Genomic DNA, 21,300 nt, shown 5'->3' with positions numbered 1-21,300 from the left:
CCCTTGGGTTTCTCTCACAGGCCATTAAATCCCAGTCTTCAAGGAGAGGGAAACGAAAGATTGTTGTTTGAGCCCTTAGGTTTCTCTCACAGGCCATTAAAGGCCTCTCTTCAAGGAGAGGGACAGCCAAAACACTAGCCAAAGCAAAAAACATTAAAAGGTTGAGGTAAAACCAATTACAAAAATTAATTTGGTAAAACTTCCTGAATTTTGACTTTTGATCGTCCTCATTTAATGGAGCTTATTTAACTTTAATATTTAAGGTAACAATATTCGAAACCAAACCTGTTGAACGATTATAGTGACCGTATCTTAGCTCGAGAGCGTTTAAATGTTGCCAGCCAAAAACGCCTTTTGGTGGCGCTAATCTAATTCCGGCACCAAAGAAATTGCTACTCAAAGTAGAAAGATCATAATCACTAGTAAAGTATTGTGCAGAAGGATTATGTTGGCCATACGCAGCAAAATAACGGGTACCTTGTTGATTGTTGTATCTATAAAACGGACTTACAGAAAAAAATGAATTCAGTTTTACTGGAATTTCTAATTCTGCTGTATGCGCTCTAATTCCCCAATTATCCATGTAGTAGCGATAAAATGTTCTAATGATAAAGTGGTCATCTGGAAAATAGTTTAATCTTACAGCGATGGGCAACTTATATCTTTTATCGGGAAGTGTTTCTGCTTTTAAAGAGCCATCAGTAAAATAATCCCTTTGGTATTTTGTTGCTAATAGGCCGTGCTGATAGGAAGGCTCTACCATGATTAATGCCTGCAGTTTCGTGTTTATAACTTGCGACAGGGAGAAACCTGTACTAAAGGAATTTCGTGGGGCAGAATCATAATTATCATGATTTCCTTGTCCTGTTGTTCCAGTACGCAATTCTACAGGTAAAATTACTGTCCAAGTATCTATAAAAGCTTGTGCTTTAAAATCGAATTGCGTGTTTTTATCTTTTGATACTCGAGTTAAGTTAAACCCTGCTCCAACCGATTGATAATCAAATTCTGTAGAATAAGAGCCCGTAAAGCCATAACTATTTCCTGTTTTTTCGTTGCTTCTGGTCCAGTTTAAGGATGGATATATGCGAGTATCTGCAGATGAAGCAGACGAGATTGTTGAAGGATCAATTTTATCAGATGATGCAGAAGTATAATGATCAACCCCAAGTTCAAATGTAAATAAGTTCTTTTTCCCGTTCAGGCTATATTTCGAGAATTGCAGATCAATCGTGTTGGCAAAATCACTCAGTTTCTCTGTACCAATTCCACCTGTTACGGCAGAATTATTACCCTCTTGATGATAATATGCCGAAACAAGATTAACCTCTTCCAACTTTAATTTTCTGGTGTGATATGCGCTACTATCAGAAGCAGAAGTTGGTTTTGTTTGAGCATAGGAACCAAAAATGCCCAAGAATAAAAATGCGACATGAAGATATATTTTTTTCATATTACCACAGATTAATTACAACCACAGCCACCACCACTTTTACCGCCATTTGCACCCGAGCCACCTTCTCGATATAGCTGAAAACTCTGTTCGAATTTTTGTGATGACCTAGAAGAAAGAGACATTTCCGAATCGTTTAAACGATTTTTTTGGTAAGGCTTTACAGTTGCACAAGCACTAAATAGGCTTGTGATAGCTAAACCGCAGACCATTATTAATACTGCTTTTTTTGATTGTCTCATTTTATTTTATATTAATATTTTTTGAAGTATATATTCTATTATCCTCATCTATAGCAATGCAGGCTACATTATGAAGTTGATTAATCATATCCAATCCTACCTGAACGCCCATTACAGTAACAGGCGTAGCAAGAGCATCAGCTAATTCGGCACTCGGGCAAATAATGGTTACACTTTTTATCCCACAAACAGGAAGGCCAGTTTTTGGATCAATGGTATGCGAATACTTTTTGCCATTTATGGTGGCGTACTTTTCATAATTACCAGAAGTCGCAATAGCCATGTTGCTGATGTTTAATGCAGAAGAAGGTTTTGTTTTCTGATCAGGATCTGCAATTCCAATCGTCCAATCTGTTTCATCGAGCTGTTTGCCCCAGGTTATTAAATCGCCAGCAGCATTCACAATTCCACTTTCAATCCCCATCTTTTTAAGAACACTTTTTGCCTTGTCGGCGGCATAACCTTTTCCAATACCACCAAATCCAATCCGCATACCCTTATGTTTTAGCATAACGGTACTTTCCCTAATGTTGAGCAGTACATTTTGATAATTGATTAAGCTAACAGATTGTAAGGCAGTTTCTTGATCGGGTAGGGAAGTCATGTTTACGTCGAAGTTCCACAGGTTTTTATCAATCGATCCATAAGTAATATCGAAAGCTCCTTGTGTAATTGCCGATATTTTTAACGATCTCTGAATTAAATCAATTACTTCTTCATCAACCTTTACCGGCTTTATTCCTGCAGAATTATTAATTAAATTAGTTTGGCTGTCTGCTTTAAAGGTAGAGAGCAAGTTTTCAATCCTGCTAACCTCTTCAATAGCTTTATCAATAGCATCCTGGCCAATCTTTTCAGTTTCGGAAATAACCGTAAACTCAAAACGATTGCCCATTAATTTTTGAATGCTAGAAACCTTTACAGCCATACTACTTAGTTGCTTTTATATCAGTTACAAAATTTTCTGCACTTTCATTTGGAAAGCCATCCCAAGCTTTTAAAATTTTGCCATTGGCATCTACCAATAACGTGTAGGGAAATTTTCCTTCAGGATTATATTGTTCTGCCAATGCTTCGTTAAGCTTTATTTGTTCTTTTGAGAGTTGATTCTTTTTTTGTCGCGGAAAATCAGCTCTAACCAATACCAGGTTTTGGGAAGCATATTTTTCAAAAACAGCAGATTCAAGGATTTCAGATCTTAATCTTATACATGGACCGCACCAATCAGAGCCTGAAAAATTAATTAAAATCGCCTTATGACTTGCAATAGCTTCTTTTTTCGCTTCGTTAAAATTTCCTAGCCAAACTGCAGATGTAAATAAGATAGATGATAAAGTGATAAGAAGTAGTTTCATTTTATGAATATATTTTTAATGATGTTCCTGTTAGTAAGGTATTATAGGTTGTTAATGATTTTGTAGCCGGACCATTTGTAACAGCTCCATTTTGAGAAAATGTGGCACCATGATTCGGGCAATAAAAACGACTATTAGTAGCTTGGTAACTGAGGTTGTAGCTTTCATGCGTACAAGATCTTTGTACAGCTATGTAAGTTCCGGTGGTAGTTCTAGCTACAATAACTCCATTAGAGATTAAATAACCGCCATTTGTGAGCAATGCAGAATTGGCAGAAGCACTTAAATCTAAAGTAAAATCAACATTCGTTGGTCCTGAAGTATCGCTGTTGCTACTATCGGCGCTTTTTTTGCATCCAATACAATTTATTACGGCTAAAGTTGCTACACTCATCCCAAGGCTATTAAAAAAATCTTTTCTGTCCATCGTTTTTCTTTAAAAATTACATACAATAACGAATTATTAATCTGCCATATCGATAAATACCAAAGATGTATCGATGAATGTTAATTTTTAAACAATATCCATGTCAATTCTGTAGAGATTCTGAGCTTATTACTTTCTTCATTAATTCTTCATGTTCGAAGAACTTAAACAGTAAGATTTCGCTCGGTAATTAAAGGATTCCAGATGTAACCTTTGGTGTAAATGCTTTTTGGTCCGCAATAAAGTCCAACATCAAGAAATTTTCTTTTTAAGCGCCTAATGTGATTTACAATAATTGGATTCTCATCCGATTTTCCAAGTCTTTTCGATTCCAGAGCAACATTGAGCTGATCAATAGTAATCACCTTTTCCAAATTGGATAAAAAAATAATCAGTAGGTTAAGTTCTGTTTTGGATAGAACGAAGTGTTTATCTGCAACCCGGACAGATCTGTTTTTTAAATCGATGGATAAACCTGCAAGATCAATAGAATTATTTACTTCGATTCCCTTATCATTATGTAGAGGTGCTGGAGTACAATAACATTCGAGATTTTTCGCCAAAAGATTTTTGCAAAATTCTGAAGATAGTATTTGATTATTTTTAACAACCAACATTTTCATTTTACAAAAATAAGAACCAAATCTGTAGAGATTCTGTATTTCATTTTAATAAGAATATTGAAAAAATTGGAATTTATAAATTATTAATCGTAATATTGCGATATTAATTATGGGACTTACCAGAACTGAAATATTTACTGAAGAACAAAACCAACTTTCATCTTGGTTAAAAGCAATGGCTCATCCAGCTCGGATTGCAATTTTACAGCGGATTTTAATCTCAAATACTTGCATTTGTGGAGATTTGGTTGATGAATTGGGTTTGGCTCAAGCAACAATCTCACAGCATTTAAAAGAATTGAAGAACGCAGGCATTATCCAAGGTACAATAGAAGGGGTAAGCGTTTGTTATTGCATAAATCCAACAACTTGGAAATTGTTGCAAAGTAAACTTGGCGGTTTTTTCGATTCTTATAAAGGCGAAGTAAACTGCTGTTAAAATTTTTTGATCAAATCAATCGTTAAATCGCAATATTATGATAAATACAGAATTATTAAAATGGAATAGTTTTAAAGCACAGCTAGAGAAACATCCTAATCAATTGTTACAGTTTAAATATGCGGAGCACAAATTAGTAAATGCCAACTATCATATTACAGAAATAAAACAGGCGGAAGTTACTTCCGTTGATTGTGGCGGAAAGCTAGATCGTTGGACGGAAATTATTGTTCAATTATGGGAACCCAATGTGAATGATCAAACTCGTGCTATGGAAGTTAACAAGGCACTAGCCATCGTAAATGTTGTAGAAGGAAAAATGACTTTAGATGGGAATGCGATTGTTAAGATAGAATTTGGCAATTCGGATTTTGATACCCGTCAAATGTATCCGGCAGATTTTGTTTTGGATGGGGAAAATTTAATCATTAACCTAATAGCCGATGTTACGCAATGCAAAGCAATTGGAAGAGGTGGAAGCTGTGGGACTGCAGAGGCTGAAGAACCTTGTTGTTCTCCTGCGCCACAGGTAAAGGAAAAATTAGAAATGATAAATCTAGCTACAGAAAGTAATTGTTGTACGCCCGGCGGAGGCTGTTGTTAATTATTAATTGATTAAGATGAAAAATATATTGGTGCTTTGTACGGGAAACAGCTGCAGAAGCCAAATAGCAGAGGCATATTTAAGGTATTTTGCGGGTGATAGAGCAAATATTTATAGTGCAGGAATAGAAACGCATGGCGTAAATCCAAGAGCTATTGAAACAATGAAAGCAGATGGAATAGACATTTCAAAACATACATCAAACCATATTAATGAATATTTGGAAATGGATTTCGATTTTATGATTACGGTTTGTGATCACGCCAAAGAAAGCTGTCCATATTTTCCAACCCAGGCAATTAAATTCCATTACAATTTTCCGGATCCTGCAAAAGCAACCGGTACAGAAAGTCAAATCATGGCTCAATTTAATCTGGTGAGAGATTTGATTAAGGAATATGCGAAGGATTTTATCAATAAAAACTTAGTCTCCACAGATGTCGGTAAATAGTTGTGCCCCGGCATCGAATAGAAAAAAGCTGGGTTTTATTGATCGATATTTAACACTCTGGATTTTCTTGGCGATGTTTTTAGGCGTGGGAATTGGGTTTTTGTTTCCATCATCATCAAAATGGATCAATTTTTTTTCCAGTGGAACAACGAACATCCCATTGGCAATTGGTTTAATTTTAATGATGTATCCTCCGCTGGCCAAAGTTAAATATGAAAACCTTGGCGAAGTATTTAAAGACACTAAAGTTTTAGTAACCTCTTTGGTTTTAAACTGGATTATTGGACCAATCCTCATGTTTCTTTTGGCCGTCACTTTTTTAAGGGATTATCCAGAATATATGATCGGCTTAATTTTAATCGGCCTGGCCAGATGTATTGCAATGGTAGTCGTTTGGAATGATCTTGCAGAGGGCAATAGGGAATATGCAACGGGCTTAATTGCATTAAATAGTATTTTTCAGGTTTTATTGTATAGCGTTTATGCTTATATCTTCATCACTATTTTACCGCCTTATTTTGGGTTAAAAGGTTTAGCTATTGAGATCTCGATTTGGCAAATAGCAAAAAGCGTGGGCATCTATTTAGGAATTCCCTTTGCAATGGGTGTTATAAGTAGATTTACCTTAATTAAACTAAAAAGCGAAGCCTGGTTTATGGAAAAATTTATTCCATTTATTTCACCAATCACCCTAATTTCCTTACTTTTTACCATAGTAATTATGTTTAGTTTAAAGGGAGAAACCATTGTGAAAATTCCGCTAGATGTTTTTAGAATTGCCATCCCACTTGTTATTTATTTCTCCATTATGTTTGTAATTAGCTTTTTTGCAGGAAAATACTTTGGGGCGGATTACTCTAAAAGTACCTCCATCGCTTTTACCGCTACAGGAAATAATTTTGAACTGGCTATTGCGGTTTCAATTGGAGTTTTTGGGATTAATTCTGGCCAAGCTTTTACAGGTGTAATTGGGCCATTGGTAGAAGTACCTACGCTTATTGCGCTGGTAAATCTCGCTTTTTGGTTTCGAAAAAGATACTTCGCTACAACAATTTAGTTCAATTGCTGTTCTTTAACAAATTGGCTATATTTGAGTTATGAAAAAATCACTTTTAATTTTCAGCTTTATTTTATTAATGGCAAGCTTGGTTCAAGCCCAAATTATCAAAGGTAATTATGCCATTAAAAATGTTCAAACCGGGATGCTTTTAAGGGTTAAAGATGCCAGTGGCAAAAATGGAACACCTTTGGTAGCTTACGATCCTCAGAATTGGAAATGCATGACTTGGGATTTTAAAAATGTAGATGGAAATACTTATCAACTCCTAAATCTCTTCACCAGCAAAACCTTTCAGCCTAAAAAAGATCCGGAGATGTTGGCTAATTTAGAAGAACAGCCATTGGTTATTGGTGATACCAATCAACAATATGAATTTATTGCAGTTGGCAAAGCTTATCTGATAAAGCTAAAGGGAACTGAACTTTTCTTAACTCCAGAAGATAAAAAAGGAAGCACCAATTCGAACATCATTCTGGCTAAAAAAACCAACACAAAAGATCAATATTGGACAATTTATGAGCAATCGCCAACAATGTAAGTTTTTTTAAAAATCGGTATTTCAAAATTTATTTCATAAACAAGTGGTTAATTTATATATATCTCAACCACCATTGCGAATGTGTTTCTTTATACTTTTTAAACCATTTGCAAGGATAGTATAGCGCCAGAACCACAACCATCCAAATTAAATAAACACCCCATAAATCAAATCCGAATTTAGTAGGACGGAAGAAAAAGGGAATGCTCATAATATCTTTTAATTCGTAACCTGAGGCAAAAAATACGATTACCAAAATGGTATGTAAAAGATAAAAATGAATGACATAATAGAAGAACGGAACGCTTCCATAAACCGAGAGCACTTTGGTAAACTTGTTTTTGAATTTTTCTGAAATTGCCAATAATACCAACGCTACACCGATTGTTAAACTGGTGTATTGGAGAGATGGTGGATATTTGCTGACATTGAAAAACGACAATAGATTTTTAAAAACATCTTGAAATTCTTTTCTTGGTGCTGGATCCCCATAAATCCCTAAAATCCTAAGTGCCACAAATAATATAAGCGCCACTGCCCCAAAGTTTAATAAATTGGTTTTTCTTTTCTTAGGATCGTAATCTTTGCTAAACCATTTGCCTGCTCCATAGCCAAGAAACATGATTCCCGTCCATGGTAAAATTGCATAAAATACGCCAATTAAATGGTTGTTGCCTAATGGCACTACTGTTCCTGAAGCAGTAAAGAATATCTTTAGTATTACTCCAACTGATTCGTTATTAGGCGCTGGAAGTAAATCGAATAAGTTATGACCAAGAACCAAAATGAAGCCAGTAATTAAAACTGTTTTATATGATATCCTACTGAACAATGCTAAAAAGATCATACTAAAACCAATGGCCCAAATTACTTGAAGAATAATGAAGTTGTACATTGGGTTAAATGTAAGCCCGAGTGAAATGATTACGATTTCTACTACGACTAACCACATTCCACGTTTAAGGAGAAATTTACTTGCCTCCGAAGAAGTTTTATTTTGAGCAGAAAGGTAGGCAGATAGTCCAGATAAGAAAACGAAAGTTGGCGCACAGAAATGTGTAATAAATCGAGTAAGGAATAACATTCCCGTTGTGGTATCTGGATTTAGTGGGTCGCCTGTCATGGCTTCGATATGAAAAAAATCACGAGTATGGTCTAGTGCCATAATAATCATGACTAATCCTCTAAGAATATCAATAGATAATATCCTTTTAGATAGTTGTGCATTACCAGAAGTCATTGTAATAGGGATTTGGTTAATCTAATTCGTTTGTTTGGTCAGTGCTTTCGGTGCCCTGTTTTTCCAAGCTTCGGTTAGTAATTCCTTAAGCTCCTGAGGGTCAACGAGGTTTAAAGATACAAGCATATATTTGAAATTCTCATAATGTGGTGTAATAAAATATGTCTTTGGATTTTTATTCATCCAAAATGCTCTGTTTTCGGTGTAGAGTACTAAATTTTCACCATCCTCCTTCATTCTGGCAAACAATTTTTTGCCCACGTAAAATCCTGGAGTTTCAAAACATATTTTCTCCGTAACTGCTGGTAATTCCAAAACGGTTTCTCTAATAAAAGTTAAAGCTTGGTAAGTGGCTTCTGTAAAATCTTTCATTATTTGTGCTTTCGTTATTATTCTTATAAATTTAATATAAATATCTGTTTCATAGAATTTTAATTATCCTGAACTTAATCAATTATGCCAGACTATAAAACTCCAGGAGTTTACATTAATGAGATCAATAATTTTCCGCCATCTATCGCAACAGTTGAAACAGCTATTCCAGCTTTTATTGGATACACAGAAAAATCATTGGATGGACTTTTGAAAAGTAAGAGAATTAATTCCTTGGTTGAGTTTGAACAATTTTTTGGTTCCGCTTATCCTGAAATGGTGGAGGTAACTTTAAATAATGCATTAGTTTTGGGAGATTTACCCGTAATTCAAATAAATATTCCCGACTGTTCTCCATACATTCTTCATTACCAAATTTCAATGTTTTATGCCAATGGAGGAGGACAATGCTATATCATCCCCGTTGGAAATCATGATTCTGCATTTTCAATAGATAAGATGGCGCTACTGGAAGGATTGGAAGTTTGCAAGGCTATTGATGAGGTTTCATTACTAATTATCCCCGAAATTGTAAGTTTAAGTGATGATGAGGCTATTAAAGAAATAAATGATGCCATGCTTGCTCAGTGTCATTTGCTTCGAGATCGTTTTGCGATATTGGATGTTCCACAAAAAAATGAAAGCGATATTAGTTTGATTGCCGATAAATTTAAAAGTGACTTGGTTGGTACTGAAAATTTAATGTTTGGCGCAGCCTATTCACCCAAATTTCAAACGGCTTTAGCGTACAATAGAGTGGGAGATCATCTGATTACAATCGATGATCAACAAACGGTTAAGTTAGAGTTGGATGGAGTAAATGAAACGCTAAAACTATCTGATTTACAAAACTTTAAAAATAGGCATCTATATAATAAAATTAAGATAGAATTATCTAATAATCTTGTTTCAATTTATCCTTCTGGCGCAATTGCTGGAATTTATACTTTAGTAGATTCCTCAAGAGGCGTTTGGAAATCACCAGCGAATATTAGCTTAAACGGTGTAATTAAACCGCTAATAAAAATCAATAATGTAGAACAAGATAACCTAAATGTAACTGTTAGCGGAAAAAGTATTAATGCAATAAGGGAATTTCCTGGAAAGGGCATATTGGTGTGGGGAGGAAGAACGTTGAACGGAAATGATAACGAATATCGTTACATCTCAACACGAAGATTTGTAAATATGATAGAAGAATCGATCATTAAAGGGATACAACACTTGGTTTTTGAGCCTAATGATGCAAATACTTGGATAAGAGTTGAGGCAATGTGCGAAAATTTTTTATCCAACCAATGGAGGCTGGGAGCACTGCAAGGTGCTAAGCCAGAGGAAGCATTTGCTGTGCAGATAGGTTTAAATAAAACAATGACCAATTTAGATATTTTGGAAGGAAGATTAATTCTACAAATTATGCTGGCGGTTGTTCGTCCTGCCGAATTTTTAATAATCTCCATCAATCAAAAGATGCAAGAATCTTAAGTAAACGCTTCTTTTTTACTAATTTAATTAAAACAAAGCTGTAAATATTTAAACCTACTTAATTACATTAATTAAAATTAAAAAATTATTGATTAACAGTTAATTATAAAGATATTCAGTAATAAATACTTTGTTTAAAAGCTCATCTTGAGGATTGTTTTTTGCTTAATTTTTAACTTTATTAATTTGAAATGTGTTGAAGTGCGGTGTTGAATTCTTTTGTAAAATTGATAGGAGAGTTGAAATAAAATCATAAATGTTTTTGGTTTAGTTAAACGTTTTACTACTTTCGAGTTGTGATGTGCTTTGAGTCAAATCAATTGCAGATAAGTTTTGCTAACCAGATATAACTATGATGAAATTGCACATAATGATTGCTCCTTACGCTCTCAAATTTTAAATCTGTTTAGATCGTTTTATTAACTAACCACATATAACTCACAACCTAAGCAAATGAAACCAAATTTATTCTATACGCTGTTACTCTTAATCGCGATTCAATTATCAGTTAAAGCCCAAAAGTATCAGCTGGAGTCGCCAGATAAATCAATTATTGTCAGCTTAAATATTGGCAAAGAAATTACCTATAACGTTCAACAAAATGGAAAAAGCCTAATCCAAGAATCTGCTATTGGCTTAGAAACTGATAAGAATAAAATAGGATGGAGGGTTTCTAAGAAAACAATTAGTTCAGTTCAAAATGTTTTAAAACCAGTAGTTTGGGTAAAAACAGAGACAATTGATAATCACTATAACGCAATTGTTTTAAAGTTTTCTAATGGATTATCTTTAGAATGGAGAGCATTTAATAATGGAGTTGCATGGCATTGGCTTTCTGATTTAAAGGGCAGTTACAAAGTTTTATCTGAAACAGCCTCGTTTCAGTTTGCTTCTGGAGCAAAATCTTTATTTCCAAAGGAAGATCAATTTTTTTCACATAATGAGCGAGAATATAAGCCTTTCAATGTAAATGATTTGGATTCTACCAAACTGGCCAGTTTACCAACTTTGTTTGATGTTGACAGCACTAAAATAATCTTAACCGAATCTGATTTATGGGATTATGCCGGCATGTGGATTAGAGGAGGCGGAAATGGTAAGATAAATGGCGTTTTTCCACATCATCCCAAAGAGAAGAAAGTAACCAGCGATCGAGATGAACAGGTTACTAAATACGATACCTACATTGCAGATTTGAACGGAGCGAAGTCTTTTCCTTGGCGAGTTTTAATGATCAACACAGCTGATAAAGATATTCTAAGTAATCAATTGGTTTATCAATTGGCCAAACCAGCAACAGGAGATTATTCTTGGGTAAAACCAGGGAAAGTACAATGGGATTGGTGGCATTACAATAATTTATATGGGGTAGATTTTAAGGCTGGCATAAACAACGACACTTATAAATATTACATTGATTTCGCTTCTAAATATCACCTAGAATACGTTTTGTTGGATGAAGGTTGGTGCGATACGAGAGATTTAATGAAGCAATCGCCTGGTATTGATGTGGAAGAATTAGCAAGATATGCTAAAAGCAAAAACGTAGATCTTTTATTGTGGACAAGCTGGCTCGTGTTGGATAAACAATTGGATCAAGCTTTAGATGTTTTCGAGAAATGGGGCATTAAAGGTATAAAAGTAGATTTTATGCAACGCGATGATCAGGACATGGTTAACTATTATGAAAAAGTTTCTAAAGCAGCAGCAAAGAGAAAACTAATGGTCGATTTTCATGGTGCATTTAAACCAACAGGTTGGAATAGAACTTATCCAAATGTTATGACCTCAGAAGGTGTTCTAGGTAATGAGATTAGCAAATTCGTAGGTTCCATCACACCAGATCATACCACAACAATTCCTTTTATCAGAATGGCTGCTGGCCCGATGGATTTTACACCAGGCGGAATGTTGAATGTGCAAAAAAATGCTTTTGCAGGTGTTCCATCAGAACCCATGACTTTAGGTACACGCTGTAATCAATTGGCCATGTATGTAGTTTTTGAAAGTCCGTTGCAAATGTTGTGCGATATTCCAACACACTATTATAAAGAGCCAGAAGCGATGGAATTTTTAAAAGAAGTGCCATCAGTTTGGAAAAATACAGTGCCGTTGCAGGCTAAAGTTGGCGATTATGTTGCTGTTGCCCGCCAAGCTAAAAACAATGATTGGTATATTGGCGCAATGACAGATTGGACGGCAAGAGATTTAAACCTTGACCTTTCTTTTTTAGGCGATGGAAAATATAAAATGATGGTATGGAAAGACGGTGTAAATGCGGATAAGAACGCCAAAGATTTTAAGCAAGAAACCATTGAGGTAGATAAAAATACCAAGCTAACCATTAAAATGACAACTGGCGGGGGCTACGTTGCTAGATTAGTAAAAATATAAACAAAACTTTCCAGTGTAAAAGCTGGGCACAAGATTTAACCAAATTGAAATACACATAAATAATGAAAAGAAGAAAATTTATACAAAACACGGGTTTATTAGGTGCCGGAGTAGTGGCATCGAAATTCTCTTTCGCTGCAGATTTAGTTCCAGAATTTCCGGTAGTTAGAGTTGCTGCTGGTAAAAGACATTTTGAAAGTAAAGCTGTTGATGCGGCGATAAAAACCTTTCAAGCTAATGTTAAAAATCCTGAATTGAGCTGGTTGTTCGAAAACTGTTTTCCGAATACTTTAGATACAACGGTTTATCATTCTGAAAAAAATGGCCGACCAGATACTTATGTAATTACTGGCGATATTGATGCCATGTGGTTACGTGATAGTTCTGCACAGGTTTGGCCATACTTGCAATTTGTTAATGAAGATGAACCACTTAAAAAACTAATTGCAGGCGTAATTATTCATCAAACTCAATGTGTTTTAAAAGATCCTTATGCCAACGCTTTCTATGGTGATCCAACAAAAGTAGGAGAATGGAAGACTGATAAAACGGCTATGCAACCAGGCGTTCACGAGCGTAAATGGGAAATAGATTCTTTATGTTATCCAATTCGATTGGCTTACCATTATTGGAAAAAAACAGGAGACAAGACCCCATTCGATGCCGATTGGAAGAAAGGAATTGAAGCAACTTTAAAAACCTTTAAAGAGCAACAACGTAAAACAGATAAGGGGCCATATCATTTCCAAAGAGAAACAACCCAACAAACGGATACCCAACCAATGGCTGGATATGGCTTTCCGGTAAATCCGGTAGGCTTAATTTGTTCGGCTTTCCGCCCTAGTGATGATGCAACAATTTTTCCTTTCTTAATCCCATCTAACTTTTTTGCAGTAACGAGCTTAAGGCAAGCGGCAGAAATGATTAAGGCTTTGCAGAGCGACAAAACTTTGGAAAGCAGTTTGCTTAATTTGGCAGATGAAGTAAATGCAGCCATTCAAAAATATGCCATTGTAAACCATCCAAAATATGGTAAAATCTATGCTTTTGAAGTAGATGGTTTTGGAAGTTCTTATATAATGGACGATTCTAATGTGCCTAGTTTATTGAGCTTACCTTATTTGGGTGCGATTAAATTGGATGATCCGATTTACATCAATACAAGAAAATTCGCCTTATCAAAAGATAATCCATATTTCTTTAAGGGAACTGCAGCAGAAGGCATTGGTGGTCCACATGCTGGTCAGGATATGATTTGGCCAATGAGCATTACCATGCGAGCTTTAACATCGAAAGATGATGCCGAAATTAAATATTGTATTGATACTTTGCGGAAAACCCATGCTGGCAAAGGTTTTATGCATGAATCTTTTAACAAAGATAATCCTGCCAACTTTACTAGAGCCTGGTTCGCATGGTCGAATACTTTGTTTGGAGAATTACTTTGGAGGACTTATCACGAAAAACCAGCTCTGTTAAAAGCTTAGAAAGTGTTTAAATTCTGGTACTAATTTGTTTTGGTTCGTGGAGACACGAACCAAGGCATCAGCTCGAGCCGTGGTATGTGTCTCCACGTACAACCAAAAGGCGAAGCCAAATTGCCATTTTTCAAGCAATTTGATAGTTTATATTGAAATTATAGTCTTCATTTTTACAAATCGCTTTGTTTCTTAAAGGAATCAAGGCGATTTTTTTTCTGTAAATTATTAACTAATTGAGTTATTTAAAAATATGCCGAAATACATTTTAATCCTCATTTCAATTTAACTTATTCCTTTAGGATTAATTAGTTTGTATTAGTAATTTTATAGTTGTGAATGACTTATTTTCATTTAGAATTATGTAAATTAGTACAATTTATTATTTAATCCGCTTGAAAAATCCTCCATTAAACATTCTATCAGATATTGATGCGATAAGCAAAATTCCTGCTGTTGCCAATATTTTGGAAATTGTTTGCCAATCTACAGGAATGGGTTTTTCGGCGGTGGCTCGAGTAACCACTGAAAAATGGGTTGCCTGCGCCACTCATGATCAAATTAATTTTGGTTTAGTTCCTGGGGGCGAACTGGTTTTAGAAACTACAATTTGTAACGAGATTAGAGAACATCAAAACGCAGTAGTTATTGATCATGTTGCAGAAAGTGAGAAATTTGCCCATCATCACACGCCTTTAATGTATGGTTTTCAGAGCTATATCTCGGTTCCCATTACTTTAAAATCCGGTGAATTCTTTGGTACCCTATGTGCAATAGATCCAAGTCCGCATAAAGTAGACACACCACAAACTATTGGCATGTTTACCATGTTTGCCGATCTTATTGCATTTCATTTGGATGCTTTGGATCAGGTAAACAAATCAGAAAAAAGGCTTCAAGAAGAATTGGTAATTGCACAGCTGCGAGAACAATTTATTGCAATTTTGGGTCACGATTTACGTAATCCATTAAACGCGATTTCAAATAGCTCGCAGCTGCTGGCCCGATTAGATCAAGAGGAAAGGGTACAGCGTTTAGTAGATGTGATTAAAAATTCATCTTTTCGGATGAATGGCCTCATTGAAAACATGCTTGATTTTGCAAGTGGCCGTTTAGGCGGGGGCATTACAATTACGCGTACACCTGATGAGGATCTTGAAAAAGTATTGACACAAGTAATCGAAGAAATGAAGGTTGTGTATCCAAATAGGGCTATAAAAACGACGTTTAACTTTGATTATCCAGTTAATGCAGATGGAAAACGAGTAGCGCAATTACTTTCTAATTTACTCGGCAATGCTTTAAGTTACAGTGCAAATGGTTCTGTTGTCGAAATTAGCGCAGGGAGTAACGAAGCCGAATTTAATTTGTGTGTAGCAAATTCTGGAAAACAAATTCCTGATGCTACAATCGAACGCCTTTTTCAACCATTTTCTCGAGGTGAGGTAGAACCTAATAAACAAGGTTTGGGATTGGGTTTGTACATCGCTTCCGAAATTGCAAATGCTCACGGTGGTACATTAAATGTATCCTCTAATTCAGAGAAAACCTGTTTCACATTAAGTATTCCAACAGAAAGATAATTATCTAAGGAATTGAATACTAACTTTGTGCTATGATTAACGTAAACAAAAACCTTCCAACCTCAACTTTATTAGAAATCAAAGTTACTGATCAAATTGATAATGGTGAAGGTAAATCTGGCGAAGTATCGGTCATAAATATTCAGGAAACAGACGAATACTTGATGTTTTTATTTGGCTTAAGCAATGGATCAGAAATCGAGATCAGAAAACTTAAGCAAATCTGTTAAGCTAAAATCGGACGGGGATCAAAAATTACTTTAAATGTTTTAATCTTTTCATCCTCAATTACATACCAACCGCAAGAAAAAATCTTTTTTCCACTCATTTCAATATCATAAAAGAGACAAACCTCTTGGTTATCGGTAAAGATTTTTTTGATATCGTATTTAAGCTTCATTTTTTTCATATCCTCCATGTAGACATCTGCACCATTGCGCTCGCCCATTACGCCCTTAAAAGTCATATCATCGCAAAGCTGTAGCCTAGCCAAATCGAAATCTTCAGCGTTAAGCGCATTTATAAAATCTAATATTACAACTTTTGAATTGTGTTCGATAAGTTCCTTATTTGTATTTGCCATGATTCAAAAATAGGTTTAATACTATTTTTAAACGATTTTAAAATCTAATTTTTTGCGGAATTAATCAAAATAAAGAGACCGATTTTAGAGATGAAGTTATTGTTCGACCAATATTTTATAGGCATAACGAGATTTAGCATTAAGCAAGAAAGTCACAATTTTTCCTGGACGGATGGTGTTGCCTGCAACTATAGACTTTTTATTGAGCAAAATATTATCTCCGATGGAAGATGTGATTAAACCGCTTCCAAATTTTTCATCAAATAGCGTTACAATTCCTTTATGCCTACTCATTTTATTTTTTTGTTAATCTAAACTAAGCATTAAAATCTGGTAAATAGAATGGAATAGATGAATGATGATAATTAATAGATATTTGAGGGATTTTCAATCGATTATTAAAAAGCTTACCCTCAAACCACAAATTGCCTAAAGTTTATGCAAATTAATCTACATCGGGGATTGTAACAACAATAAAAAAAGATTTATGATTTTTTGTTGGCAGGTTTTTAATGAAAACAAAAAACCTCACGTTTGTGAGGCTTATGTATTTTGTTTTTTAATCTTAAACCTTTTTTGGAGGAAGATCAAATGCAATGGCTTCATGTTCAAAGTGGCCATTGTGCGCACCATCGCAAAAAGGTTTATTTTTTGAAAGTCCACAGCGACAGATAGAAAGTACAGTTCTACCCTGTAATCCATATTCATTTCCATTTCTATCAACGATTTCAAAATCGCCTTCTATTTTAACCGATCCATTATTATTGATCGTTAGTTTTGTTTTAGACATAATGTTTTGTTTGTGAATACAAAACTAAAACATTGTTGGCGCTTATAAGAATATGATTCTAGTTTAGAATTATTCCTGTTACGAGTTTTGGCTATTCGATATGTTCCACAGGGCAGTCGAATTTAGGAATTTTTAGGGTTTTGTAACCCTTTATGTAAAATCTAAATTCTAAACTTGCGAAGTCTCTTCCACACACTCTTGGTTTTCGAGACTTCGCATTTTGACTTTGTTAGTTAGGCCGAAAAATTATAAACTTTTCCAATCTCAGTTTTAAAACTATATCGATAACCAGAACCTGAGTTATTCGTGTTTTTCAATTTAAGAATTGATTTTAAATTATTAGGAATTCTGATTGTACAATTGCCCCCAGATAATGATTTAATCGAAAGCTTTACGATTTTGCCATTCTTCCATTCCAAATTCGTAATTTCAAAATCGCCTCTGGCTTTTAATCCCTGAATATTTCCATTTGCCCATTCTTTGGGCAGGGCAGGTAGAAATTGAAGTTCTCCAGTCTGGCTTTGAAAGAGCATTTCCGAAACACCAGCAGTATAACCAAAGTTGCCATCAATTTGAAATGGAGGATGTGCACAAAATAAATTGGCATAAATACCGCCTCCATTATTGTAATCCATTCCGGATCCACCAACTGGAGTCATAAAGTTTTTCAAGATTACGTATGCGTGATCGCCATCTTGTAATCTCGCCCAGAAATTAATTTTCCAAGCCATAGACCAACCTGTAGATGCATCACCCCTGGCAAGAAGACTTACTTTAGCGGCTTTCGCCAATTCTGGGGTAGTTATCGTGCTGATTTCTCTTCCAGGGTGCAAACCAAATAAGTGAGAAACATGCCTGTGGTTATCCTTTGGATCATCTCTATCGGTTTCCCATTCTTGTAATTGACCCCATTTGCCGATTTTAGGTTTTAACAAATGGTTTTTAAGATCAAGAATATGATCTCGGTATGCTTTATCAATCTTCAATATATCGGCAGATTCGATGTAATTTGTAAAGAGATCATAAACAATTTGCTGATCGTGAGTTACACCATCTTCGGTTGGTCCATGCTGTGGCGACCAGCCCAATGGCGAAACCAAAGTGCCGTCTGGTCTACGTTTTAAGTGATCATCCCAAAATTCGGAAATTTCCTTAATTATTGGGTAAGCAAAATTCCTTAAATATTTTGTGTCTTTAGTAAAAGCATAGTGTTCCCAAAGTGCTTGTGCGTACCAAGCGCTTCCCGGAGTATTCCATAAAAAACTCTGTCCGCCAAAGATGTTATTTTCAGTTTTAACCGTCCAGCCACGAACTCCGGGATATTGTTTCTGTGTACTAATTTTACTTACTTCACGCATGCTGTTGATGTAATCCAAATAGGGGATTTGGCACTCGGAAAGATTGGTCGGTTCGGCCAGCCAGTAATTCATTTGAATGTTGATGTTGGAGTGATAATCACTTCCCCAAGGTGGATTATTACTCTCGTTCCAAAGTCCTTGAAGGTTTGCAGGTAAACCACCTTTTCTAGAAGAGCTGATTAACAAATATCTCCCATATTGAAAGATAAGCGCCTCCAGGCCATGATCTGGTGCGTCTTTGTAGTTTTTTAGCCGTAAATGAGTGGGTAATAAACGGTTTGAGTTAGGCGTTGATCCTAAAGTTAGAGAAACTCTATTGAATAGATTTTGGTAATCGGCAATATGGCGAGCCATTAATACTGAATAAGGTTTAGTAGAAACCTCGGCTAAAATCTTTTGAATTCTAGATTCAGGTTCTTCACCCTTCCAATTCTTTTCTCTAACGTTTAAATAATTCGTAGCGCCTGTTAATAAAATAGTTACAACGTCTGCGTGATCTATTTTTAACTGTGAATTACCTTTTTCATCCGTTACTATTTTACTTGTTCCGTTCTCTATTTTTAGAGAAGCAGTAGCTTGATAAGTTAATCCATTTGGCAAAGTTCCTTTAAATATTAATTGATTTCCGCTTACAGAAACCCGCGAACCATGCTGATCTTTCAGGCTAACTATTCCAGAAAATGCACCTTTTTTGCTAGCCGTGTAGCGCAACACCATAACCTTATCTGGAAAACTGCAAAAATATTCACGCTTGTAATCAACATTGTTTTTGGTAAAGGAAATTTGTTGAACGGATTTGCCAAGATCAAGTGTTCTTCGGTAGTTTGTAAATGAACTCTCTTTATTGTCAAAATCGATAAATAAATCGCCAAAAGCTTGGTAAGCACCACGATCATTTTCATCTCCACTCCAAAGAGAATTATCGTTAAATTGAATATGTTCTTGATCTACGCCTCCGAAAACCATTCCTCCAATTCTGCCATTTCCAATAGGATAAGCTTCCGTCATCCAAGTTTTGGCAGGCTGATCATCCCATAACTTTAAATCATCAATAGCATTTGGTTTGCTTTTTTTCTGAGCCAAAAGATGAGGTGAAGAAAAACATAATCCTAAAAGGCAAAGGGAAAATACAGCGCATTTCAAAAATGGAAACATTTGGTCGGGTTTGATTGTGTGTGTTCCAAATATAAATTATAAATGGGTAAAACCATCTATCGAAATTCTGTAACTGGTAAAGATTTTAATTCTACTATTGAAATAAGTTTTTTGATAGAGATCAAAAATGAACTAACTGAGCATGGCTGTTTAAACCAATATAAATTATACCGCGAAAATATAAGTTTGATAGAAATGATTAGCATTTAGTTTTGCTTCTCGGGCATATTACGAACAATAAAACCCTAAACATGAGCGTAAAATAATATCAGGAAGCTTAACAATTTTAAGGTAATCGACTATAGGAAATATTGAAAGGGCTGACTTAAACCAATATTTTGCTGATTTGATATTTTTCCGGTAAGATCGTATTTAGCCTTTTCAAAAGTGCTAGCAAGATTACGTAAAGCTTCGATCTCTAGATTTACCGAATCGCTATTTTCACTTTGTGATAAAGAATTAATTTTATCAATTGTAAGCCTGTATTCTTCGTAAGTGTTGAGTGCGTTCATGATTATCCGGTTTAAGATCGACAGATTAACATCAAATAGAAACGATTTGTTTTAGATATTAGAAACATCTAGTGAAAAACAACTTGAAGGAATAAATCAACTTCTTTAGGCATATGCTTCTTTTTAATTAACAATTTTTATATTTTAGTTTCTTGAAAAAATCGCTAATTAAAAATTATCTATTAAAATGAAAAACGGTACAGTAAAATTTTTTAACACAGAAAAAGGTTTTGGATTTATAAAGGAAGACAATGGGGGAGAACTTTTTGTTCATGCATCAGGATTAATCGATGAGATTAGAGAGAATGATACTGTGGAGTATGAAGTAAAAGATGGTAAAAAAGGACCAAACGCAGTAAACGTTCGCGTGGTTTAAAATCTGGTTAATTTCTCCCGATTAAATTGGGAGAAATTAAATTTTTCGATATTGCATAATATCATTTGAGTATAAAATAAATCAGGGCAATGGCTAGGATCAAGCCCATAGTAAGTTTTAGAAGAAAACTTTTTAAGTTACTGTTATTGCCTTCAGCAGACTGCTCAACTAAATTCTGAATATCTGTTTCACGAATATTTTGAGGCTTTATTTCTTTATGTTGATTATTGATTAGCCCATCAACATACGCTAAACTTTCTGCCAAGCCCAAACCGGTTTCATCCTTGTAAAATTTTACAGCATTTATTTTTTTGTCCTCGGCTAAAAACTGCAATAGCTGATTATCCAGATTATCGGAAGAAATTTTTGACGTTGAAATGGGTTGCGGAAGTTGATCTACATAATCCTTCGCTTCTTTTAACCCACATTTCGAATAATCTTTAACTAGCTTAATGGCCTCAATTTTTCTATTGCCCTTAATTAGCAATCTGGCTTTTTCCTGAATCTCTGAACTTATATTCATTACCTAAACTCAAAAACTTATTTCTTTAATGAAGTTTCTGCAAGCTTTTTAGCTTTTGTCCAGTTTGTTGTTAGGGCTACGAATAGTAAATGAAGGATGAATTCCATATCGTTTAGAATTAGGTGTTTAACTAAATTAACAATAATTTTCCAAATATGGCTTGATTTTATATGTTTCTCACACTGAGGAAACGGCTACAACTATCAGAGATTTAGCTACATCAGTTTATTATGAAGATGGGATATTTGTTAAACAAAAA

25 protein-coding genes are annotated in these 21,300 nt (G+C 35.0%); 11 read left to right on the top strand and 14 right to left on the bottom strand.

Annotated elements, in window-relative coordinates; all coding sequences use genetic code 11:
* Positions 1-241: 241 nt before the first annotated feature.
* The 6 genes from H7U22_RS20920 to H7U22_RS20895 form a co-directional block, all read right to left on the bottom strand.
* Positions 242-1,453: a DUF3570 domain-containing protein gene (locus H7U22_RS20920; RefSeq protein ID WP_187073294.1), complete on the bottom strand. Its 1,212-nt coding sequence runs from the start codon at positions 1,451-1,453 to the stop codon at positions 242-244.
* An 11-nt stretch (positions 1,454-1,464) separates the two neighbouring features.
* A complete protein-coding gene (locus H7U22_RS20915; RefSeq protein ID WP_187073293.1) occupies positions 1,465-1,695 on the bottom strand; it encodes a DUF4266 domain-containing protein in 231 nt (76 codons plus the stop codon).
* A gap of 1 nt (position 1,696) precedes the next feature.
* A complete protein-coding gene (locus H7U22_RS20910; RefSeq protein WP_187073292.1) occupies positions 1,697-2,623 on the bottom strand; it encodes an FAD:protein FMN transferase in 927 nt (308 codons plus the stop codon).
* A gap of 1 nt (position 2,624) precedes the next feature.
* Positions 2,625-3,050, bottom strand: a complete 426-nt coding sequence (locus H7U22_RS20905; RefSeq protein ID WP_187073291.1) for a thioredoxin family protein — start codon at positions 3,048-3,050, stop codon at positions 2,625-2,627.
* A 1-nt stretch (position 3,051) separates the two neighbouring features.
* Complete coding sequence (locus tag H7U22_RS20900; RefSeq protein ID WP_187073290.1) at positions 3,052-3,477, bottom strand: QcrA and Rieske domain-containing protein; 426 nt, start codon at positions 3,475-3,477, stop codon at positions 3,052-3,054.
* Between the two features lie 164 nt (positions 3,478-3,641).
* Positions 3,642-4,100: a response regulator transcription factor gene (locus H7U22_RS20895; RefSeq protein ID WP_187073289.1), complete on the bottom strand. Its 459-nt coding sequence runs from the start codon at positions 4,098-4,100 to the stop codon at positions 3,642-3,644.
* Between the two features lie 109 nt (positions 4,101-4,209).
* On the opposite strand from H7U22_RS20895, the gene H7U22_RS20890 reads away from it, so the two are divergent.
* The 5 genes from H7U22_RS20890 to H7U22_RS20870 are packed head-to-tail and all read left to right on the top strand — an operon-like array spanning position 4,210 to position 7,192.
* Positions 4,210-4,539 (top strand): ArsR/SmtB family transcription factor, encoded by a 330-nt coding sequence (locus tag H7U22_RS20890; RefSeq protein WP_187073288.1) that lies wholly within the window; start codon positions 4,210-4,212, stop codon positions 4,537-4,539.
* 37 nt (positions 4,540-4,576) lie between these two features.
* Positions 4,577-5,143: a DUF6428 family protein gene (locus H7U22_RS20885; RefSeq protein ID WP_187073287.1), complete on the top strand. Its 567-nt coding sequence runs from the start codon at positions 4,577-4,579 to the stop codon at positions 5,141-5,143.
* A 16-nt stretch (positions 5,144-5,159) separates the two neighbouring features.
* Positions 5,160-5,594: an arsenate reductase ArsC gene (locus H7U22_RS20880; RefSeq protein ID WP_187073286.1), complete on the top strand. Its 435-nt coding sequence runs from the start codon at positions 5,160-5,162 to the stop codon at positions 5,592-5,594.
* Positions 5,581-6,651 carry an ACR3 family arsenite efflux transporter gene (gene arsB / locus H7U22_RS20875; protein ID WP_187073285.1) on the top strand — a complete coding sequence of 357 codons (1,071 nt, stop codon included), beginning with the start codon at positions 5,581-5,583 and terminating at the stop codon, positions 6,649-6,651. The genes H7U22_RS20880 and arsB overlap by 14 nt, the downstream gene beginning before the upstream one ends.
* 40 nt (positions 6,652-6,691) lie before the next feature.
* A complete protein-coding gene (locus tag H7U22_RS20870; RefSeq protein WP_187073284.1) occupies positions 6,692-7,192 on the top strand; it encodes an RICIN domain-containing protein in 501 nt (166 codons plus the stop codon).
* A 52-nt stretch (positions 7,193-7,244) separates the two neighbouring features.
* On the opposite strand, the gene H7U22_RS20865 is transcribed toward H7U22_RS20870, so the two are convergent.
* Together H7U22_RS20865 and H7U22_RS20860 are read right to left on the bottom strand one after the other, a co-directional pair.
* Positions 7,245-8,432, bottom strand: coding sequence for a DUF1624 domain-containing protein (locus H7U22_RS20865; protein ID WP_187073283.1), 1,188 nt, complete (start codon positions 8,430-8,432; stop codon positions 7,245-7,247).
* A gap of 21 nt (positions 8,433-8,453) precedes the next feature.
* Positions 8,454-8,804, bottom strand: coding sequence for an MmcQ/YjbR family DNA-binding protein (locus H7U22_RS20860; protein WP_187073282.1), 351 nt, complete (start codon positions 8,802-8,804; stop codon positions 8,454-8,456).
* Positions 8,805-8,888: 84 nt separating this feature from the next.
* Between H7U22_RS20860 and H7U22_RS20855 the strand changes: the two genes are divergently transcribed.
* The 5 genes from H7U22_RS20855 to H7U22_RS20835 all read left to right on the top strand — a co-directional run bounded on the left by H7U22_RS20855 (position 8,889) and on the right by H7U22_RS20835 (position 15,974).
* Positions 8,889-10,289, top strand: a complete 1,401-nt coding sequence (locus tag H7U22_RS20855; protein ID WP_187073281.1) for a phage tail sheath family protein — start codon at positions 8,889-8,891, stop codon at positions 10,287-10,289.
* A gap of 453 nt (positions 10,290-10,742) precedes the next feature.
* A complete protein-coding gene (locus tag H7U22_RS20850) occupies positions 10,743-12,683 on the top strand; it encodes a glycoside hydrolase family 97 protein (RefSeq protein ID WP_187073280.1) in 1,941 nt (646 codons plus the stop codon).
* 62 nt (positions 12,684-12,745) lie between these two features.
* Positions 12,746-14,170: a glycoside hydrolase family 125 protein gene (locus H7U22_RS20845; RefSeq protein WP_187073279.1), complete on the top strand. Its 1,425-nt coding sequence runs from the start codon at positions 12,746-12,748 to the stop codon at positions 14,168-14,170.
* Positions 14,171-14,556: 386 nt separating this feature from the next.
* The gene (locus tag H7U22_RS20840; protein ID WP_248284822.1) at positions 14,557-15,744 is read left to right on the top strand and encodes a GAF domain-containing sensor histidine kinase; all 1,188 of its coding nucleotides are present in this window, start codon (positions 14,557-14,559) and stop codon (positions 15,742-15,744) included.
* 32 nt (positions 15,745-15,776) lie between these two features.
* Complete coding sequence (locus H7U22_RS20835; RefSeq protein WP_187073278.1) at positions 15,777-15,974, top strand: hypothetical protein; 198 nt, start codon at positions 15,777-15,779, stop codon at positions 15,972-15,974.
* Here the strand turns inward: H7U22_RS20835 and H7U22_RS20830 are convergent.
* The 5 genes from H7U22_RS20830 to H7U22_RS20810 form a co-directional block, all read right to left on the bottom strand.
* Entirely contained in the window at positions 15,971-16,327 is a 357-nt protein-coding gene (locus H7U22_RS20830; protein ID WP_187073277.1) for a nuclear transport factor 2-like protein, read from the bottom strand. The genes H7U22_RS20835 and H7U22_RS20830 overlap by 4 nt on opposite strands.
* Positions 16,328-16,423: 96 nt before the next feature.
* Complete coding sequence (locus H7U22_RS20825) at positions 16,424-16,621, bottom strand: hypothetical protein (protein ID WP_187073276.1); 198 nt, start codon at positions 16,619-16,621, stop codon at positions 16,424-16,426.
* A gap of 271 nt (positions 16,622-16,892) precedes the next feature.
* Complete coding sequence (locus tag H7U22_RS20820; protein ID WP_056087622.1) at positions 16,893-17,117, bottom strand: CDGSH iron-sulfur domain-containing protein; 225 nt, start codon at positions 17,115-17,117, stop codon at positions 16,893-16,895.
* Positions 17,118-17,350: 233 nt separating this feature from the next.
* Positions 17,351-19,558 (bottom strand): glycoside hydrolase family 95 protein, encoded by a 2,208-nt coding sequence (locus H7U22_RS20815; protein ID WP_187073275.1) that lies wholly within the window; start codon positions 19,556-19,558, stop codon positions 17,351-17,353.
* Between the two features lie 371 nt (positions 19,559-19,929).
* A complete protein-coding gene (locus H7U22_RS20810) occupies positions 19,930-20,142 on the bottom strand; it encodes a hypothetical protein (protein WP_187073274.1) in 213 nt (70 codons plus the stop codon).
* A 187-nt stretch (positions 20,143-20,329) separates the two neighbouring features.
* On the opposite strand from H7U22_RS20810, the gene H7U22_RS20805 reads away from it, so the two are divergent.
* Complete coding sequence (locus H7U22_RS20805) at positions 20,330-20,518, top strand: cold-shock protein (protein WP_109924190.1); 189 nt, start codon at positions 20,330-20,332, stop codon at positions 20,516-20,518.
* A gap of 61 nt (positions 20,519-20,579) precedes the next feature.
* Here the strand turns inward: H7U22_RS20805 and H7U22_RS20800 are convergent, their stop codons facing one another.
* Entirely contained in the window at positions 20,580-21,041 is a 462-nt protein-coding gene (locus tag H7U22_RS20800; RefSeq protein ID WP_187073273.1) for a ribosomal protein L7/L12, read from the bottom strand.
* Positions 21,042-21,300: the final 259 nt, after the last annotated feature.

The sequence above is a fragment of the Pedobacter fastidiosus genome, assembly GCF_014306625.1.
Classification (GTDB): Bacteria; Bacteroidota; Bacteroidia; order Sphingobacteriales; family Sphingobacteriaceae; genus Pedobacter; species Pedobacter fastidiosus.
This window is presented reverse-complemented; position numbering and strand designations above follow the sequence as displayed.

Excerpts from the sequence above, each read along its gene's own strand:
- H7U22_RS20860 (WP_187073282.1), bottom strand. The coding sequence starts at position 8,804 with ATGAAAGATTTTACAGAAGCCACTTACCAAGCTTTAACTTTTATTAGA.
- H7U22_RS20900 (WP_187073290.1), bottom strand. The coding sequence starts at position 3,477 with ATGGACAGAAAAGATTTTTTTAATAGCCTTGGGATGAGTGTAGCAACT.
- H7U22_RS20820 (WP_056087622.1), bottom strand. The coding sequence starts at position 17,117 with ATGTCTAAAACAAAACTAACGATCAATAATAATGGATCGGTTAAAATA.
- H7U22_RS20850 (WP_187073280.1), top strand. The coding sequence starts at position 10,743 with ATGAAACCAAATTTATTCTATACGCTGTTACTCTTAATCGCGATTCAA.
- H7U22_RS20895 (WP_187073289.1), bottom strand. The coding sequence starts at position 4,100 with ATGAAAATGTTGGTTGTTAAAAATAATCAAATACTATCTTCAGAATTT.
- H7U22_RS20890 (WP_187073288.1), top strand. The coding sequence starts at position 4,210 with ATGGGACTTACCAGAACTGAAATATTTACTGAAGAACAAAACCAACTT.
- H7U22_RS20865 (WP_187073283.1), bottom strand. The coding sequence starts at position 8,432 with ATGACTTCTGGTAATGCACAACTATCTAAAAGGATATTATCTATTGAT.
- H7U22_RS20905 (WP_187073291.1), bottom strand. The coding sequence starts at position 3,050 with ATGAAACTACTTCTTATCACTTTATCATCTATCTTATTTACATCTGCA.
- H7U22_RS20920 (WP_187073294.1), bottom strand. The coding sequence starts at position 1,453 with ATGAAAAAAATATATCTTCATGTCGCATTTTTATTCTTGGGCATTTTT.
- H7U22_RS20800 (WP_187073273.1), bottom strand. The coding sequence starts at position 21,041 with ATGAATATAAGTTCAGAGATTCAGGAAAAAGCCAGATTGCTAATTAAG.
- H7U22_RS20910 (WP_187073292.1), bottom strand. The coding sequence starts at position 2,623 with ATGGCTGTAAAGGTTTCTAGCATTCAAAAATTAATGGGCAATCGTTTT.
- H7U22_RS20870 (WP_187073284.1), top strand. The coding sequence starts at position 6,692 with ATGAAAAAATCACTTTTAATTTTCAGCTTTATTTTATTAATGGCAAGC.
- H7U22_RS20845 (WP_187073279.1), top strand. The coding sequence starts at position 12,746 with ATGAAAAGAAGAAAATTTATACAAAACACGGGTTTATTAGGTGCCGGA.
- H7U22_RS20830 (WP_187073277.1), bottom strand. The coding sequence starts at position 16,327 with ATGGCAAATACAAATAAGGAACTTATCGAACACAATTCAAAAGTTGTA.
- H7U22_RS20810 (WP_187073274.1), bottom strand. The coding sequence starts at position 20,142 with ATGAACGCACTCAACACTTACGAAGAATACAGGCTTACAATTGATAAA.
- H7U22_RS20835 (WP_187073278.1), top strand. The coding sequence starts at position 15,777 with ATGATTAACGTAAACAAAAACCTTCCAACCTCAACTTTATTAGAAATC.
- H7U22_RS20880 (WP_187073286.1), top strand. The coding sequence starts at position 5,160 with ATGAAAAATATATTGGTGCTTTGTACGGGAAACAGCTGCAGAAGCCAA.
- H7U22_RS20855 (WP_187073281.1), top strand. The coding sequence starts at position 8,889 with ATGCCAGACTATAAAACTCCAGGAGTTTACATTAATGAGATCAATAAT.
- H7U22_RS20885 (WP_187073287.1), top strand. The coding sequence starts at position 4,577 with ATGATAAATACAGAATTATTAAAATGGAATAGTTTTAAAGCACAGCTA.
- arsB (WP_187073285.1), top strand. The coding sequence starts at position 5,581 with ATGTCGGTAAATAGTTGTGCCCCGGCATCGAATAGAAAAAAGCTGGGT.
- H7U22_RS20805 (WP_109924190.1), top strand. The coding sequence starts at position 20,330 with ATGAAAAACGGTACAGTAAAATTTTTTAACACAGAAAAAGGTTTTGGA.
- H7U22_RS20825 (WP_187073276.1), bottom strand. The coding sequence starts at position 16,621 with ATGAGTAGGCATAAAGGAATTGTAACGCTATTTGATGAAAAATTTGGA.
- H7U22_RS20915 (WP_187073293.1), bottom strand. The coding sequence starts at position 1,695 with ATGAGACAATCAAAAAAAGCAGTATTAATAATGGTCTGCGGTTTAGCT.